General features: G+C 73.3%; 9 protein-coding genes. All 9 read right to left on the reverse strand.

Translation table 11 applies throughout. The features are described 5' to 3' along the window. Positions 1-189: 189 nt before the first annotated feature. Positions 190-1,035, reverse strand: coding sequence for a phosphate ABC transporter ATP-binding protein (locus AB0K51_RS09690; RefSeq protein ID WP_363452442.1), 846 nt, complete (start codon positions 1,033-1,035; stop codon positions 190-192). Positions 1,036-1,091: 56 nt separating this feature from the next. Beyond that, a complete protein-coding gene (locus tag AB0K51_RS09695; RefSeq protein ID WP_363452444.1) occupies positions 1,092-2,084 on the reverse strand; it encodes a sortase in 993 nt (330 codons plus the stop codon). 2 nt (positions 2,085-2,086) lie between these two features. After that, complete coding sequence (locus AB0K51_RS09700) at positions 2,087-3,985, reverse strand: hypothetical protein (protein ID WP_363452446.1); 1,899 nt, start codon at positions 3,983-3,985, stop codon at positions 2,087-2,089. A gap of 180 nt (positions 3,986-4,165) precedes the next feature. Continuing rightward, positions 4,166-5,758, reverse strand: a complete 1,593-nt coding sequence (locus AB0K51_RS09705) for an Ig-like domain-containing protein (protein ID WP_363452448.1) — start codon at positions 5,756-5,758, stop codon at positions 4,166-4,168. A gap of 38 nt (positions 5,759-5,796) precedes the next feature. Then, positions 5,797-6,798, reverse strand: a complete 1,002-nt coding sequence (locus AB0K51_RS09710; RefSeq protein WP_363452450.1) for a substrate-binding domain-containing protein — start codon at positions 6,796-6,798, stop codon at positions 5,797-5,799. Between the two features lie 159 nt (positions 6,799-6,957). Next, entirely contained in the window at positions 6,958-9,606 is a 2,649-nt protein-coding gene (locus tag AB0K51_RS09715) for a hypothetical protein (RefSeq protein ID WP_363452452.1), read from the reverse strand. Next, positions 9,603-12,929 carry a phosphate ABC transporter permease PstA gene (gene pstA, locus AB0K51_RS09720; protein WP_363452454.1) on the reverse strand — a complete coding sequence of 1,109 codons (3,327 nt, stop codon included), beginning with the start codon at positions 12,927-12,929 and terminating at the stop codon, positions 9,603-9,605. Before pstA ends, AB0K51_RS09715 begins: the two co-directional genes overlap by 4 nt. Then, the gene (pstC, locus tag AB0K51_RS09725; protein ID WP_363452456.1) at positions 12,926-13,942 is read right to left on the reverse strand and encodes a phosphate ABC transporter permease subunit PstC; all 1,017 of its coding nucleotides are present in this window, start codon (positions 13,940-13,942) and stop codon (positions 12,926-12,928) included. Before pstC ends, pstA begins: the two co-directional genes overlap by 4 nt. After that, positions 13,939-14,370 (reverse strand): hypothetical protein, encoded by a 432-nt coding sequence (locus AB0K51_RS09730; RefSeq protein WP_363452458.1) that lies wholly within the window; start codon positions 14,368-14,370, stop codon positions 13,939-13,941. The genes pstC and AB0K51_RS09730 overlap by 4 nt, the downstream gene beginning before the upstream one ends. Between the last annotated feature and the right edge of the window lie 222 nt (positions 14,371-14,592).

Consider the following 14,592-nt stretch of genomic DNA (forward strand, 5'->3'; position numbering starts at 1 on the left):
GGCGGGCTGCGCGGGCCCGCGTACGGCGTACCGGACGGCTTCCACTACGAGATCACCGTCGACGGCCGCACGGTCTACTGCGCGGACCCCAAACTCACCGACTCCCAGCGCGAGTTGGTCAGTCTGGTGCTGCGCGAGGGCGCCTGACGGCCCGTCGGGTGCCTTCGGTGGCGCCCGCTGAGGCGGCTGTCAGCCGAAGCGGCCGTTGACGTAGTCGGCGGTGCGGGGGTCGGTCGGGTCGGTGAACATCGCCTCGGTCGGGCCGTGTTCGACGATGCCGCCGGGGGTGCCCTGTTCGGCCAGGAAGAACGCGCACTGGTCGGAGACGCGCTGGGCCTGCTGCATGTTGTGGGTGACGATCACGATGGTGACCTCCTCGACCAGTTCCCGGATGGTCTGCTCGATCCGGCGGGTGGAGGTGGGGTCGAGGGCCGAGCACGGTTCGTCCATCAACAGCACCTTGGGGCGCACCGCCAGCGAGCGGGCGATGCACAGGCGCTGCTGCTGTCCGCCGGAGAGCGCGCCGCCGGGCTGGCGCAGCCGGTCGGCGACCTCCTTCCACAGGCCGGCCTTGGTGAGGCACTCCTCGACCAGCTGGTCCTTCTGGGCGCGCGAGGCGCGGATGCCGGTGAGCTTCAGGCCGGCCACCACGTTGTCGTAGATGGACATCGCGGGGAACGGGTTGGGCTTCTGGAACACCATGCCGATGTCGCGGCGGGCCTCGGTGAGCCGCCGGTCGGGGGCGTAGATGTCGGCGCCGTCCAGCAGCACCTCGCCGGCCAGGGTGGCGCTCGGGATCAGCTCGTGCATCCGGTTGAGGATCCGCAGGAAGGTCGACTTGCCGCAGCCGGAGGGGCCGATCAGCGCGGTGACCCGGCCGGCCGGCATCTCCAGGGAGACCTGCTCCAGCACCTTGCGCTCCCCGAACCACGCGGAGATCGCGCGGGCGTCCAGCGTGCCGGCGGGGCTGGGCGCGCCGGACGGCAGGAGGGGCGCGGCGGGGCCGGGGACGGTGAGCGGTTCGGTGCTGGTCATCCAGCGCTCCTTGCGGGTCGGGCCGGGCCGCGCGGGGTGGCGCGGCCGAGGGTTCGTCAGATCAGGTTGGGCAGCAGCCGGGCGACCTCGTCGGCCACCGCGAGGGAGACCGCCCCGAGCACCGGGACGCCGATGATCCAGGTCGGCCGGCGGCCCCAGCGGGCCCAGCCCAGGGCGAGGCCGACGGCGGCGAGCAGCAGCAGTTCGCCCCAGAGCACCAGCGGGATCCACGCGCCGTCGTCGGTGCCCATCGCGGTCTCGCTCCTGGGCAGCGCGTCGGCGGACATCGGCCGCGGGTTGTTGGGGAGGACGTCGCTGGTCAGGTCGGCGTCGACGACCAGGGTGCCGTTGGGCCCGAACTCCGGTCCGGAGCCGGTGACCAGGATCAGCCGGCCGGCCCCGGGGGTGATGTCCGGGGGCAGCGGGTCGCCGGCCCGGCGCACCTTCAGCACCCGGAACTTGCTGACGCCCTGACCGGTGGTCACCTTGAAGGTCTCGCCGACGGTCAGGCTGCCGAGGTTGCCGAACGGCCCGCCGTAGCCGGCCTGCCGGCCGAGCAGCACGGCGGTGCCGGCCTGGCCGGGCATCGGCGAGTCGCGCCGGTGGCCGGGGCCGAGTTCCAGCACTCCCCCGGTGGTGCCCTCCCGGACCACCTCCGTCAGCCCGAGCTCCGGGATCTCCAGCAGCGCCACCGGCGTCCCGAGTTGGACCGGCGCGCCGGTCTGGTCCAGCTGCCCGATCGGCACCGTGCCCTTGGCGAGGCTCTCCCGCAGCGCGGCGTACCCGGTCTGGTGGTCGCGCAGGTGCTTGAGGCTGCCCAGCGGGCCGAGCTCCAGCACGAGTCCGATCAGCAGCGCGGCGACGATGGTCAGCGCCGCGCCGACCAGCTGCGGGCCGTCCGGGAGGATCCGCGGCCTGGTGCCCGTCGCGGCGGCGGGGGCCACGATCGGCCGCACCTGGGGCTTCGAGGGCGGCGGCGGGGCGAACGCCGCGGCGAGCGCAGCGGACGGCGTGGCGGACGGGTCGGCGGGCGACGGCAGCTCGGTCACGGTCACTTCACACCCGCCTCGGCGCCCGTCGCGGACTGACTGTCCGTGGCACCGAAGATCTCCGACGCCTCGATGCGCTCGGCCGTCGCGACACCCTCCGACGCCCCGGAGCCGTCCGAGGCGACATCAGTGGCATCAACGGCATCAGGAGCATCACCGGACGGGGCGTCACCACCACGCGGGCCGGCGTCTCCCGCGGGAGCGTCGCCCTCCCCCTCCTTGCGGCGCTGCCGCGCCTTGCGGATCTGCGGCACCGCGATCCAGCCGAGCAGCAGCAGCCCGCCGACCACCGCCAGCCAGGAGCCGATCGAGGTGGCGCTGTCGCCGGAGGCGGAGCCCGAGCCCGAGCCGGACCCGGAACCGGCCGCGGGCTTGGTCGCGGGCGGCGGGTTGGTGGGGTCGGCCGCGGCGGCGTGGATGACGCCGTCGGCGGCGACCGCGCCGGCCTTCCACGTGGTCGGTCCGGTGAAGGTGAGGGTGCCGGTGAAGTCGCGCAGCGACTTGGGGTTGACCTTGGCGCGGCAGCTGGCGGTGATGGTGTAGTCGCCGGTCAGCTGGCTGACGCCGCTGCGGTTGGCGATCACCCGCAGGGTGTTGGAGAGCGGGATCACGAAGCCGCCGTTGGCGGCGGGCCGGTAGGCGGTGACCGCGGTGGTGCCGATCAGCGGGACGCCCTCGGCGGGGAAGCCGGGCCCGGTGAGCTTGACGCCCAGGTAGTCGGCAACGGGGTCGGGGCACTTGCCGTCGGTGAGCAGGTCGATGGCGTCGTCGTCGTGGCCGGTGGCGTAGTCGAAGGACAGCGTGCCCGGCAGCACGGGTTCGGCGGCGGCGCGGTGGGCGCCGGTGAACTGACCGAGGGTCACCAGGAGGGCCAGGCCGACGGTGACCACGACCGGGTGGACCGGCGGGCGCAGCGCGGCGAGCCGGCGGTTGCGGCGGCGGGCCTGCCGGATCGCGAGGCCCAGGCCGACGACGAGCACCAGCAGGACCAGCACGGTCCACGGGATGGTGGCGTAGCGGTGCTTGTACACGGTGCTGGAGAGCTTGGGGTCGCGGTCGCCGTTGACGGCCATCGGGTCGATGGTGATGCCGGCCGTGCTCCACAGCGTCGGGTAGGCGCCGCTCACCTGGACCCGGTAGGTGACGCCGCTGCCGGGCAGCAGCTCCTGCAGGTCGGCGGGGGCGGCGCCGTTGGCGATGCTGCCGAAGGCGTTGGTGACCCGGACGGTCTGCTTGCCGCCGAGCCGGACGTTGCCGGTGTTGCGAACCGTGTAGGTGAGGGTGGTGCGGCCCTCCGCGAAGGGGTTGAGGCTCGGGTGGTAGACCGCGCGGGCGTCCTGGACGCTGAGCTCGGCGCGCAGGTCGCCGGAGACCCGGATGTTGACCCGGGTGCCGACCCGCTGGTCGACGGAGACCGCGTTGCCGTTGGCGTCCTTGCTCTCCTGACGGAGCGCCACCACGATGCCCGCGGCGTGGTCGCCGGGGGTGGCGTCGCGCGGGACGGCCAGCGTGAACGGGACGATCTGCCGGCTGCGGGCGGGGAGTTCGAGGGAGCTGACGGCGGTGCGCAGCCAGGCGCCGGCCTGGGTGGAGGGCTTGCCCTCGGGCAGCACGTCGTAGCCGCCGCTGTCGGTGTTGAAGGCGTCGGCGGGGTAGAGCCGCAGGGTCAGCGGCTGGTCGCCGTAGTTCCACACCGCCACGTGGTCCTTGACCACGGCGCCCGGGGTGGCGGAGTAGCCGAAGTTGCCGCGGCCGTCGGGGTCGGTGGCGGTGGCGGGCTGGATGCCGAAGGTCTGCGCCTGCGGGGCGTCAGCGGGCGCGGTCCGCGGTGCGGCGTGGGCGGGCTGGCCGCCGAGCAGGAGCAGCAGGGCGGGGAGAAGTGCCAGGAGCCATCGGCGCATCGGCGGGTTCCTCGGGGTGCGGGGGCGGTGCGGGGAGAGTGGCGGCCGGGCCGCCCTGGCGCTGGTTCGGCCACGAATGCGCGTACGGTGTACGGGCGTTGTGCTCGTGGTGTGCCGATTTCGCCAGGGCGGCCCGGCCGCCGGGTGACGGACTGACAGCCCTCAGGTGAAGGCTGGGCGTCAGATCGCGGTCAGGGTGAGCACGCCCTGGTAGGTGCCCGGCAGGGTGGAGGTCGGGGCCAGCAGGGTCAGGTCGGCGCCGAGCTTGGCGGTGCCGAGGCCGGTGGCGGTGGCCAGGGTCCGGGAGGACTTCAGGCCGAGCACGCCGTTGTCGTTGACCCCGACCGCGTCGGCCGGGTTGACCGTGCCGCCGAGGGTGACCTTGAGGCCGTCGCCCTTGGAGACCAGGTTCGGGGCCCAGCCGAGGTTCTGCGGGTTGATCAGGTTCGCGCCGGAGGTGAACTGCGCGACCTGGCCGCTGACCGACCAGCCGGGGGCGCCGGCACGGGTGTCGGTGACGGTGACGGTCTGGATCGGGCCGGCGGTGCCGAACCGGGTGGAGTCGTTGTTCAGGGTCAGCGGGGGCAGCGAGACGTTGGTCCCGGCCACGCTGATCACCAGGGCGCCGGGGGCGACCGTGGTGGTGATGGTCTCGGAGACCGGGGCCGGCGGCGGGGTGGTGCCGCCGCCACCGCCACCCGCCGGGGTGACGGTGAACGCCACGGCCGGGGAGACCGACGCCGCGTACAGGTTGGCGTCCGCCGGGGTGAAGGAGGCGGTCAGCGAGTGGTCGCCCTCGGCCAGGTCGGACAGGGTGACGGAGGCGGTGGCGGCGGAGACGGCCACCGGGGTGCCCAGCGGGGCGCCGTTGTCCAGGAACTGGACGGTGCCGTCGGCCGGCTGGTCGATGGTGGCGGTGACCTGGACGGCGGTGCCGTGCTGGGCCGAGCCGGACGGGTTGACCGCGAGGGCGGTGTGGGTCGCGGTCGCGGCCTTCGGGCTGACGGTGTAGGCCACCGTCTGCGCGGTGGAGCCGCCGAAGCCGCCGTCGGTGGAGGTGAACACCGCGCCGAGCGTGTGCGCGCCCTTGGCCAGGGTGCTGGTCTTCAGCACGGCCTGGCCGCCGGAGACGGCCACCGGGGTGCCCAGCGGGGCGCCGTTGTCGGTGAACTGCACGTTGCCCGCGGCGGCCGGGGAGACGGCGGCGGTCAGGGTGACCTCGCTGCCCTCGGTGGCCGAGCCGTTGGGGGTGGCGGTCAGCGTGGTGGTGGTCGCCACGACGACCGGCGGGTTCGGGTCGGTGCTGGTGTAGCTGTTCGGGGCGGTGAACCAGATCGCGCCCACGAAGTCGCCGAAGTAGGTCTGGCCGATCTTCGCCTGGCAGCGGACGTGGAACTCGTACTTGCCGCTGAGGGTGCTGAAGCCGTTCTTCTGCGCGAAGGAGGCCATGGTGTCGGACAGCGGCACCGAGAGGCGGCCCTGGGCGTCCGGCGGGTAGATGGACTGCGCGGCGTTCGGGGTGACGCCGTAGCCGTTGGCCGGGAAGCCCTGGCCGAAGACCAGCGCCTGCAGGTTGGTGCCGCCGGGGCAGCTGCCCGAGGTGACCAGGTTGATCAGCTCGGTGTCCGAGCCGGTCGCCGGGTTGACGGCGACGGTGCCGATGGTCGGGCTGTCCGCGGCGAACGCGGAGGCCGAGCCGAGGATGGTGGCGCTGCCGGCCGCCAGCAGGGTCGCCGCGCCGAGCGCGACGGTGCGGGTGATGCGGATGCTCACGACTGTGATGCCTTTCGCTAACGGAAGATGAGGGAGGGTCAGCCGGTGGTGCGAGAGGTGTCACCGCAGTTGGCGTTGACGCCGAAGCCGTACTGCTTGATGACCGCGGTCTGCTGGCAGACGAGCGCGCCGGAGCCGACGAACGCGTCGCTCCAGGGGCTGACGCCGACCTTGGCGGTGGGGATGACGTTGTAGACGTCGCGGGTCGCGGCGGCGTTGGTGTTCAGCAGCACCGACGGGACGCCGTTGATGTTGCCGAGCTGGGCGGTGCCGCGCAGGTCGGCGATGGTCGCCGAGGACTGGGCGATGTACTGGGCGATCGAGAACGGCACCAGCGAGTTGGTGTCGAGCACGCGGCCGTCGTGCTCCTCGATCTTCTTGCCGCCCTTGGTGTCCGAGACGCAGGGGTACTTGCCGGAGGTCACGTCGGCCTCGGTGATGCCGACCACGGACTCCCAGAAGCTGCGGGTGCCGGAACCGGCCTGCGGCAGCAGCGGGTGGATGTCGTAGTTCGGGCCGGTGCCGACGTAGCCGGGGTCGCAGCTGTAGATGGCGTGCAGGTCCGCGGTGGACAGGTCCAGCGGCAGCGCGGAGCCGGCCGAGACCGCGTAGGTGACGCCGTCGACGGCGAACGGGACGTAGGTCAGGCCCGGGGTGACGGCGGCCAGGTTCAGGCTGGAGGAGCGGGAGAAGTCCAGGCAGCCGTTGCCCTTGTTGAGCTCGTTGACCAGGGCGGTGCGGCCGGCGCCGGAGCCGTTCGGGCGGTTCAGGCCCTGGCAGGCGGCGGTGGACTTGGTGTTGATGGTCGGGGTGCCGACCGCGTCGTACGAACCGATGATCTTCTGGCCGTTCAGGGTCACGGCGTTGGCGATCGCGTTCATCACGCCCTGGGTGGTGTCGGAACCGACACCCGCCAGCAGGCGGTACTGCGGGGCACCGGTCGGGTCGGCCTGGGCGGTGCCGGTGCCGGCGATCATCAGACCGAGGCCGGTGGCCACGGTGACGGCCTTGGCCACCTTGCGCTTGGTGTGCAGGTTCATGGGCGTGAGTCCCCTTGTTCGGTACGAATCGGTGCTTATCGGACTGGTTCCGGGCAGCACGGAGCCGAGGCTCCGGCTTGGTGGCGCCGTGGTGCGTGCGAAGGGTCGGAAGGAGGACAGGTGGTCTGAGGGGGCGTCAGCGGCGCCGGCCGGGGCCGGTCAGCGGCGCAGCGCCCGGAGCAGCCGCGGTCCGAAGACCCCGGCGGCGGCGGCCAGCAGGCCGACCAGCAGTGCCCCGCCGAGCAGGTAGCGCAGCGCGCCGACGTCGGTGCCGGCGGTCTTGGCGACCGGGGCGGCCGAGGGCGCGGGCGACAGCATGCTCGGCTCGTGCGAGGGCGTCGGCGACGGGCCGGGCGGTGTGCCCGGGTCCTGGGCGCCGCCGGCTCCGCCGCCGTTGTCGGCGTGGCCCGCACCGGTCGAACCGGTGCCGCCGGCGCTGCCACTGCTGCCGCTGCCCGTGGTCGTACCGGTGGTGCTGCGGGTGGCGGGACTGGAGGCGGCGGCGGTGGGCGTGGCGCTCGCGGTGGGCTCGGGCACGCCGGCCCGGGCCTCGATCGCGTCGGCGACGGCGAGGGTCTGGGTGCGCAGCGTCTGCGGCAGCTGGGCGTAGCCCGCGGCGAGCTGTCCGGCGGCGACGCCGGGCACCTGGCCGCCGCCCATCGCGTAGCGCAGCAGCGCGGCGTAGGACTTGCCGCTCTCCTTGTCGAGCGCGCTGGGCACGGTGGCCGCGTAGGTGATGGTGGTGAGCGGGTAGCCGCCGGCGACCTTCGCCGCCGGGTCGACCACCGGTGCGCCGACCTTCTCGCCGGCCGGCGCGGCGGCCGCCTCGGTGAGCAGTGCCTGGTCGGTCGGCGCGACGAACTCGCCGTTGGCGTTGCGCAGTTGGGCGGTGTTCAGCCCGTAGCGGGCGGCCTGGGCGGTGGTGGTGACGGCGAGGATCCCGCGCAGGCCCTGGGCCTGCGGCGCGGCCTTCTTCAGCGACGGCGGCAGCGCGGTGGCGTCCCACACCGACTTGGCGAGCGTGTCGCCGCGGGCGGTGGCGCGGGAGCCTTCGCGCATGTTGCTGGCGTAGGGGTGGCCGTCCAGGTTGCACCACTCGGGGCGGTTGAACGGGTCGTCCGGGAACGCCTGGCAGTAGCCGTCCGGCTTGGGGTAGTTGGAGCGCGGCATCTCGACCTGGGCGAGGGTGAAGTGCGGGTTCACCTGGTGGTGCCACTTGGCGTCGGGCTGGCCGTTCAGGAACGCGCGGGCGTCGGCGTCGGCGAGCACCCAGAGCCACAGCAGGCGGGCCGCGTCTCCCTCGCCGGACGGGAGCAGCACGTCGGCGATCCGGGAGGGGAAGTACAGCGTGGAGAACTGCGGGTTGAGCTCGATGAACTCGGGGTCGGAGGTGAGGTCCAGCGGGTTGCCCGGCGGGATGTCGGGGTCTCCGGGGTTCACCGAGTAGCGGTAGCTCTGGCTGAGCAGCTTGGCCACCAGCCGCGGGGTGAGCTTGAGGTCGGTGATCCGCTGGCCGTCCTTCTGCCGGATCTCCGGGGGTGTCCGCGAGTAGGACTGGCTCTCGATGTTGAACGAGATCGCCAGGCCGGACACCGCGAGCGGGGCGTACACCGGGGTGCGGCCCTCGACCTGCTCGGCCTTGGGCAGCGGGCTGCCGACGAAGATCAGGCCGGGGTCGCCGCGGGTGAGCCGGCTGCGGGCCAGGTCGTCGGTGATCTGGGTGTAGCTGAAGATGCCGCCGGCCTGCTGGCACAGCACCGGCTGCCAGCGCCAGACGGCCTCGGCGGCGACCTCGGTGCCGGCGGTGGGCCGCTCGGTCGAGCCGATCGGGCAGGACAGGCCGACCGGTTCGAAGTGCAGCGGGACCACCAGGCGCTTGTCCCAGTTGGTGCGGGACAGCGGCGAGGACTGCAGCTGCCCGGACGAGCCGACCGGCGGCTTGTCGTCGACCTCGAGCTCGCCGCGCGGCACGACCACCAGCCAGCACTGCCGGCCCTCGGTGAACGGCCCCGGCTGGCCCTTGGGCGTCTGCCCGCAGCCCAGGCCCGGCGCCTCCATGCCGGTCTGCACCTCGAAGAACACCTGGCCGGTGCCGTCCGCCCGGGTCGGCGCGAACGGCACCTCGTTGGTGGACTGCACGTCGTAGAACTGGCTGCTGCCCTGCGTCTCCTCCGGGTCACCGGTGACCGAGCGGAACGGGACGTAGGTGTTCTGGTTGTCGGTGCGGTCCGGCAGGTTCTCCCGGCCGTCCTTCAGGATGCCGTAGTTGAGCTGCCGGCTGGGCACGTACGCGCCGCCGCGGCTGTCGCCCTTGGTGGCGCCGTACTGGCACTGGCTGCGGTCCGGACCGGCGCCGTCGCCCCAGCACTGCATGAGCGTCAGGTAGTCCTGGCCGAACACCATCGGGCTGGGGACGGTCGGCTTGCCGCCGGTCCAGCCGACCGTGACCACCTGGTTCACCAGGTGGGTGGTCTGCGAGACGGTCACCTTCAGGTTGGCGAACTCGCCACTGCCGGTGACGGTGACCGCGTCGCCGGTGGCCCCGGCGGCCTGCGGCTTCGCCGCGGCGGCGCTGCCGGTGCCCTGCGGGGCGCGCTTGGTGGCGCTGTGCGTCGGGTCGATGCCGGTCGGGGCGCCGGTCAGCGGGTCGACCGGGATCTCGGTGGTGGCGTCGTGGGCGTCCGCGACCCGCGCGGGCGGGCCGCCCGGGTCGGCGGAGAGCGCCGCACCGCCGGCCGCCGCCATCACCAGCGCCAGCACGCCGACGGTCCGCGCCGCCCGCTGCACCGCACTGCGTCTGCCGCTCATCGGGTCTCCCCCTCGTCGACCTTGGGCAGCTCGGCGGTCGGGGCGTCGCCCTTCGGGGCGTCGCCGCTCGGCACGCCGGCCGACGGTGCGTCACCCTTCGGCGCGCCCGCCCCGCCCGCTGACGGGGCGTCGGCGCTCACCGGCGCGTCGGCCGACGGGGCCTGGGCGGGTGCCGACTCGGCCGCGGCGGGCTCGGCGGGCGGCAGGGCCGCGGGGGCGCCGGGCTGCGGCGCGGGCACCATGCCGCCCCACATCACGGGCGCGCCCTGCGCCGGGACCGGCGGCTGTCCGCCGCCCCACGGCGGGCCGAACGGCGGCTGCGGGAACGGCTGCGGCGCGAAGGGCGCCGGCCCGTACGGGGCCTGACCGGGCATCAGGGCAGGCGGGGCGACGGCCACGAAGCCGTCCGCGGTGCGCGCGGTGCGCCCGGCGATCAGCGGCGGCAGCACGATCAGCGCGACCAGCAGACCGCCGGCCATCGCCATCAGGGTGTAGCGGAGCCCGGACCCGGCTCCCGCGGCCAGCGGCACCGAGTCGGCGCTGTACTGCTGGCCGGAGCCGCCGGAGGTGCCGCTGCCGCCGCCGGTGAGCGCCGGGTCGCCGCCGGAGCCGCCGCCACTGGCGGAGCCGCCCGCCGCGCCGCCCGCCGCGCCACCGGCCGTGCCCCCGGTGCCGCCCGTCCCGCCGGTGCCGCCCGCGCCGCCGGTGCCGGAGCCGCCCGCCGCGCCACCGGCCGCACCGCCGGCGCTGCCGCCGCCGTTGTTGGTGACCGGGGTGGTGGACTTGTTGCCGCCGGTGCCGGTGGCGCACTGCTTGCCGGAGTCCTTGCGGTCGCAGTCCTGCGGCTTGTCCGCGCTGTCGGCGTACGGGTTGCTGCCGTTCGGGCCGAAGGTCGGGTTGGAGCACTTGCCGGCGTCGAAGGCGCGGCCCTCGCTGCCCGGGATCTTGGCGAGCTGTTCGAAGCCGGACTGCACCAGGTTGGGGGTCAGCGGCGAGTAGCCGAGCCCGTCGGCCTGTTTCTGGCCCTCGCAGAGGAAGTAGTAGCCGAACGCGCCGAGCGTCTTGCCCTTGTCCCTGCTGAACGTCCCGACCTCGCTGGTGTGCACCACCATGTAGCTGTACGAGGAGAGCGGGTAGGCCCGGCTGTCGGGGGCGTCGTACACGCTGTCGAGCTGCTGGGTCAGGTCGGGGTTGATCCGGACCTGCTTCAGCGCGACCGAGACGTTCTTGCCGTTCGGCTCGGCGTAGTAGCCCGCGCTGTTGAGCATCTTGGCCACCGGGAAGCGGCTGTTGAGCGCGTACGAGTACTCGACGTAGGTGATCGCGCCGACGTTGGCGTCGTTGGCGACCGCGTTGGCGACCGCCACGGAGGTGCCGAGGGCCTGCCAGGTGGAGCCGGACAGCAGCGGGTAGAAGGAGGTCATGCCGCACGGCTGCTTGCGCGGGGTGCGCCGGCAGTAGTCGTCCCAGATCCCGGTCTGCTTCTTGCTCATCCAGGTGGTGAGCTGCGCGGTGGTGCCGGAGCCGTCGGAGCGGACCACCGGGCGGACCGCGATGTCCGGCATCTTCAGCCCGGGATTGTCGGCCTGGATCGCCGGGTCGTTCCAGCGGGTGATCACACCGGTGAAGATCTTGGCGATGGACTCGCCGGACAGCCGCAGGTTGGTGACCCGGGCGCCGCCGATCTTCAGGTTGTACATGAACGAGGTGCCGCCGGCCACGATCGGCAGGTACGCCGAGGGCCACGGCGGCGGCGCGTCGAACTGGCCGCCGTCGTTGAGGCCGTACGGGATCTCGGTGACCGCGAAGTCGGTGGCGCCGTTCTTGAACTGGTTGCGGCCGTAGCTGGAGCCCTGGGCGTCGAAGTCGATGGTCATGCCGTACTGCCGGACGTTGCTGACCCAGGAGTCCATCGCGTTGGAGCTCCAGGTCGAACCGGCACCGGAGATCCGCCGGTAGTCCTCGGCCGCGGCGCGCGGGACCGCGCCGAACATCACCGAGGCGGCGGACAGGGCGAGCACGGCGAAGAAGGTGAGGGTGCGGGAGATCGCGCTCCTGGACACGGGGGCCTTTCGGGCGGTTCGGTTCGAGGCGGGGGCCGCGGGCGGTGCGGGCCACGGCGGGGCGGCGGGCTGCGGCTGGGCCGGCTGCGGGACCATCCGCAGCAGGTCCTGGTACGAGCGCAGCTGACGGCGGCGCTGCTGACGGGCGGTCAGCTCGCCCGGGCCGCGGCCGCCGAGGAAGCGGGCGACCAGGAAGAGCAGCAGGACCAGCCCCATCAGCACCGCGGCGGCGCCGAAGGCGCGCGCCTTGTGCAGGTCGGACGGCAGCTTGATGAGGGTGAACGCCATCAGCGGCAGCGAGGCCTGCGCGCCGTCGGTCGGGTCGAGGTTGAGGTTCTTCGTGTAGCCGGAGCACAGCAGCACCGGCGAGGTCTCGCCGATGCCGCGGGCGGCGGCCAGGATGATCGCGGTGGCCAGGCCGGAGCGGGCGCTGGGCAGGGTGACCGTCCACACGGTGCGCCAGCGGCCGGCGCCGAGCGCGTAGGAGGCCTCCTTCAGCGAGCCGGGCACCAGCCTCAGCACCACGTCGGAGGCGCGGATCAGGATCGGCAGCATCATCACGGACAGCGCGACGCTGGCGGCGAAGCCGGAGCGGGAGAAGCCCAGGGTGATGACCAGCACGGCGTAGATGAACAGGCCGGCCAGGATCGAGGGCAGCGCGGTCATCGCCTCGACCAGGGTGCGCACCAGCCGGGCGAACCGGCCGGGCACCTCGCTGAGGAAGACCGCGCAGGACAGGCCGAGCGGGATGGTGATGGCCAGGGAGATGGCGATCTGGCTGAGCGTGCCGACGATGGCGTGCAGCGCGCCGCCCTGGTCCAGCGGGTCGGCGGGGCCGGCCAGCGAGAGGTCCTGGGTGTAGAAGTTCAGGTGCCGCAGTGCGGTGAAGCCGTGCCAGAAGACGTAGCCGACGGTCCACAGCAGGATGCCGAGCAGCAGCGCGGCGATCGAGTGCACCACCGCGGAGGCCAGCCGGTCGCGGACCGAGAGCTTGCCCTCGTCGCGCAGCACCAGCGCGTAGAGGCCGAGGAAGCCCAGCCAGGTGCAGACCACGAAGCCGATGGCGCCGCTGAACGGGGCGATCCGCTGGAACAGCAGCGCGGAGAGCGCGACGGCGCCGGCCAGGCTGCCGAGCAGCGCCCAGTGGTCGGTGCCGCGCTTGCCGCCGGTGCGGCGGCGCGGACCTTCGGCGACGGCGCCCGGCGCGGGCTTGTCGACCACCGTGGTGCGGCGGGTGGTGGGCGGGGTGAGGGTGGTCACGAGCTGGCCCCCGATCGGCTGCGGGCCACCACGGCGGCCGCCGCGAAGTTGACCACCAGGGTGAGCAGGAAGAGCGTGAGTCCGGCGGCCATCAGCGCGGAGACCGAGAAGTTGCTGGAGTCGCCGTAGCGCAGCGCGATCAGCGGCGCGACGGCGCTGCCGCCGGTCTGCAGGATGTGCGGCTGGATCTCGAAGTGCATGGAGAGGATCAGGTAGACGCTGATCGTCTCGCCGAGCGCCCGGCCGAGGCCGAGCATGGTGCCGCCGATGATGCCGCCGCGGCCGAACGGCAGGACGACGGTGCGGATCATGCCCCAGCGGGTGGAGCCGAGCGCGTAGGCGCCCTCGCGTTCGCCGGCCGGGGCCTGGTCGAAGACCTCGCGCATGATGGAGCACATGATCGGCGTGATCATGAAGGCGACCACGGTGCCGGCCATCAGGCTGGAGGCGGTGTAGATCAGCGGCGGAGTGACCGGGTCGTCGACCTTGACGTCGCCGCTGACCGTGAAGAGCGGGAACCAGCCGAAGTAGGTGGCCAGCCAGCGGGCGATGCCGGTGAGCTTGTACTGCAGCAGGACGAAGCCCCACACGCCGTAGACCACGCTGGGCACCGCGGCCATCAGGTCGACCATGCCGATCAGGGTCCGCTTGAACTTCCGCGGCGCGTACTCGCTGATGTACAGCGCGCTGCCGAGCGCCAGCGGCATCGCCAGGGCGACCGCGATGCCGCCGATCAGCACGGTGCCGGTGAGCACCGCGGCGATGCCGAACTGGCCGTGGCCGCCGTCCGGGTTCCAGTTCTCGACGGTGAGGAACGACCAGCCGGCGGTGCGCAGCGCGTCGGTCGCCCGGACCGCCAGGTAGCCGCCGACGCCGAGCATCACGCAGAGCACGAACGCGCCGCTGGCCCGGGCACAGGTGAGGAACAGCACGTCCGCGAGGTCGGGCCGCGAGGACGGGGTGATCCGCCGTTCGGTGTCGTCCTTGGCGAGCCGGACCTGGGTGTCGCTCATACGCCGCTCCTGCGCAGGGCCGGACCGGCCGTCGGACGGACCGGGGCGGCGCCCTGCCGGGGCAGCGCGACCAGCGGGCGCGGTCCGGGGTCGGCGGTGCGGGCTCCGGCCAGGAACAGGCCGAGGCTGTACTGGCATTCGCGCTGCCGACGGTATGCGCGCGTAGAACTTGCCACCGGCTCCCCCTCGATCTCCAGTCGCCAGCGCCAGAGTTGGCCGTGCTCCACGCCGGCGACCACCGAGCGGGCGTGGTCGAGTCCGAGTTGCAGCCTGCCGATCGCCGCCAGGCAGTCCGCGAGCTCGGCGAAGACCCGCTCGCCCTGCCCGAGGTGCCGGTTGTTCGCTCCGAGGAGCCGCCAGACCACGCCCCCGCCGGCCAGTTCAGGCTGCGGGGGTCTGCTGACGATGAGGAATCTCGGCTGTCCCATGCCGGTCTTCGCCTTCCGGAGCGTTCAGTGGCCGGAACAGACCGTCTCGGTTCCGGGGGGATTCGTGGAACCAGAGGCATGAACGCCGGACACGGGCGAAGTGAACGAGGGGTGCGCTAGACCTCCACATCTCGTGCACCGGCCATTCGATTCTGATGACCCGTCAGATACCTTCGGACACCGGTCCGTTGACGAAGAATCGGGACATGCCAAGGACGGCCG

This window comes from Kitasatospora sp. NPDC049285 (assembly GCF_040678815.1).
Lineage (GTDB): Bacteria > Actinomycetota > Actinomycetes > Streptomycetales > Streptomycetaceae > Kitasatospora.

Bases quoted from the DNA above. Each gene is read 5' to 3' on its own strand.
- AB0K51_RS09730 (WP_363452458.1), bottom strand. From the start codon at position 14,370: ATGGGACAGCCGAGATTCCTCATCGTCAGCAGACCCCCGCAGCCTGAA.
- AB0K51_RS09690 (WP_363452442.1), bottom strand. From the start codon at position 1,035: ATGACCAGCACCGAACCGCTCACCGTCCCCGGCCCCGCCGCGCCCCTC.
- AB0K51_RS09715 (WP_363452452.1), bottom strand. From the start codon at position 9,606: ATGAGCGGCAGACGCAGTGCGGTGCAGCGGGCGGCGCGGACCGTCGGC.
- AB0K51_RS09710 (WP_363452450.1), bottom strand. From the start codon at position 6,798: ATGAACCTGCACACCAAGCGCAAGGTGGCCAAGGCCGTCACCGTGGCC.
- AB0K51_RS09700 (WP_363452446.1), bottom strand. From the start codon at position 3,985: ATGCGCCGATGGCTCCTGGCACTTCTCCCCGCCCTGCTGCTCCTGCTC.
- pstC (WP_363452456.1), bottom strand. From the start codon at position 13,942: ATGAGCGACACCCAGGTCCGGCTCGCCAAGGACGACACCGAACGGCGG.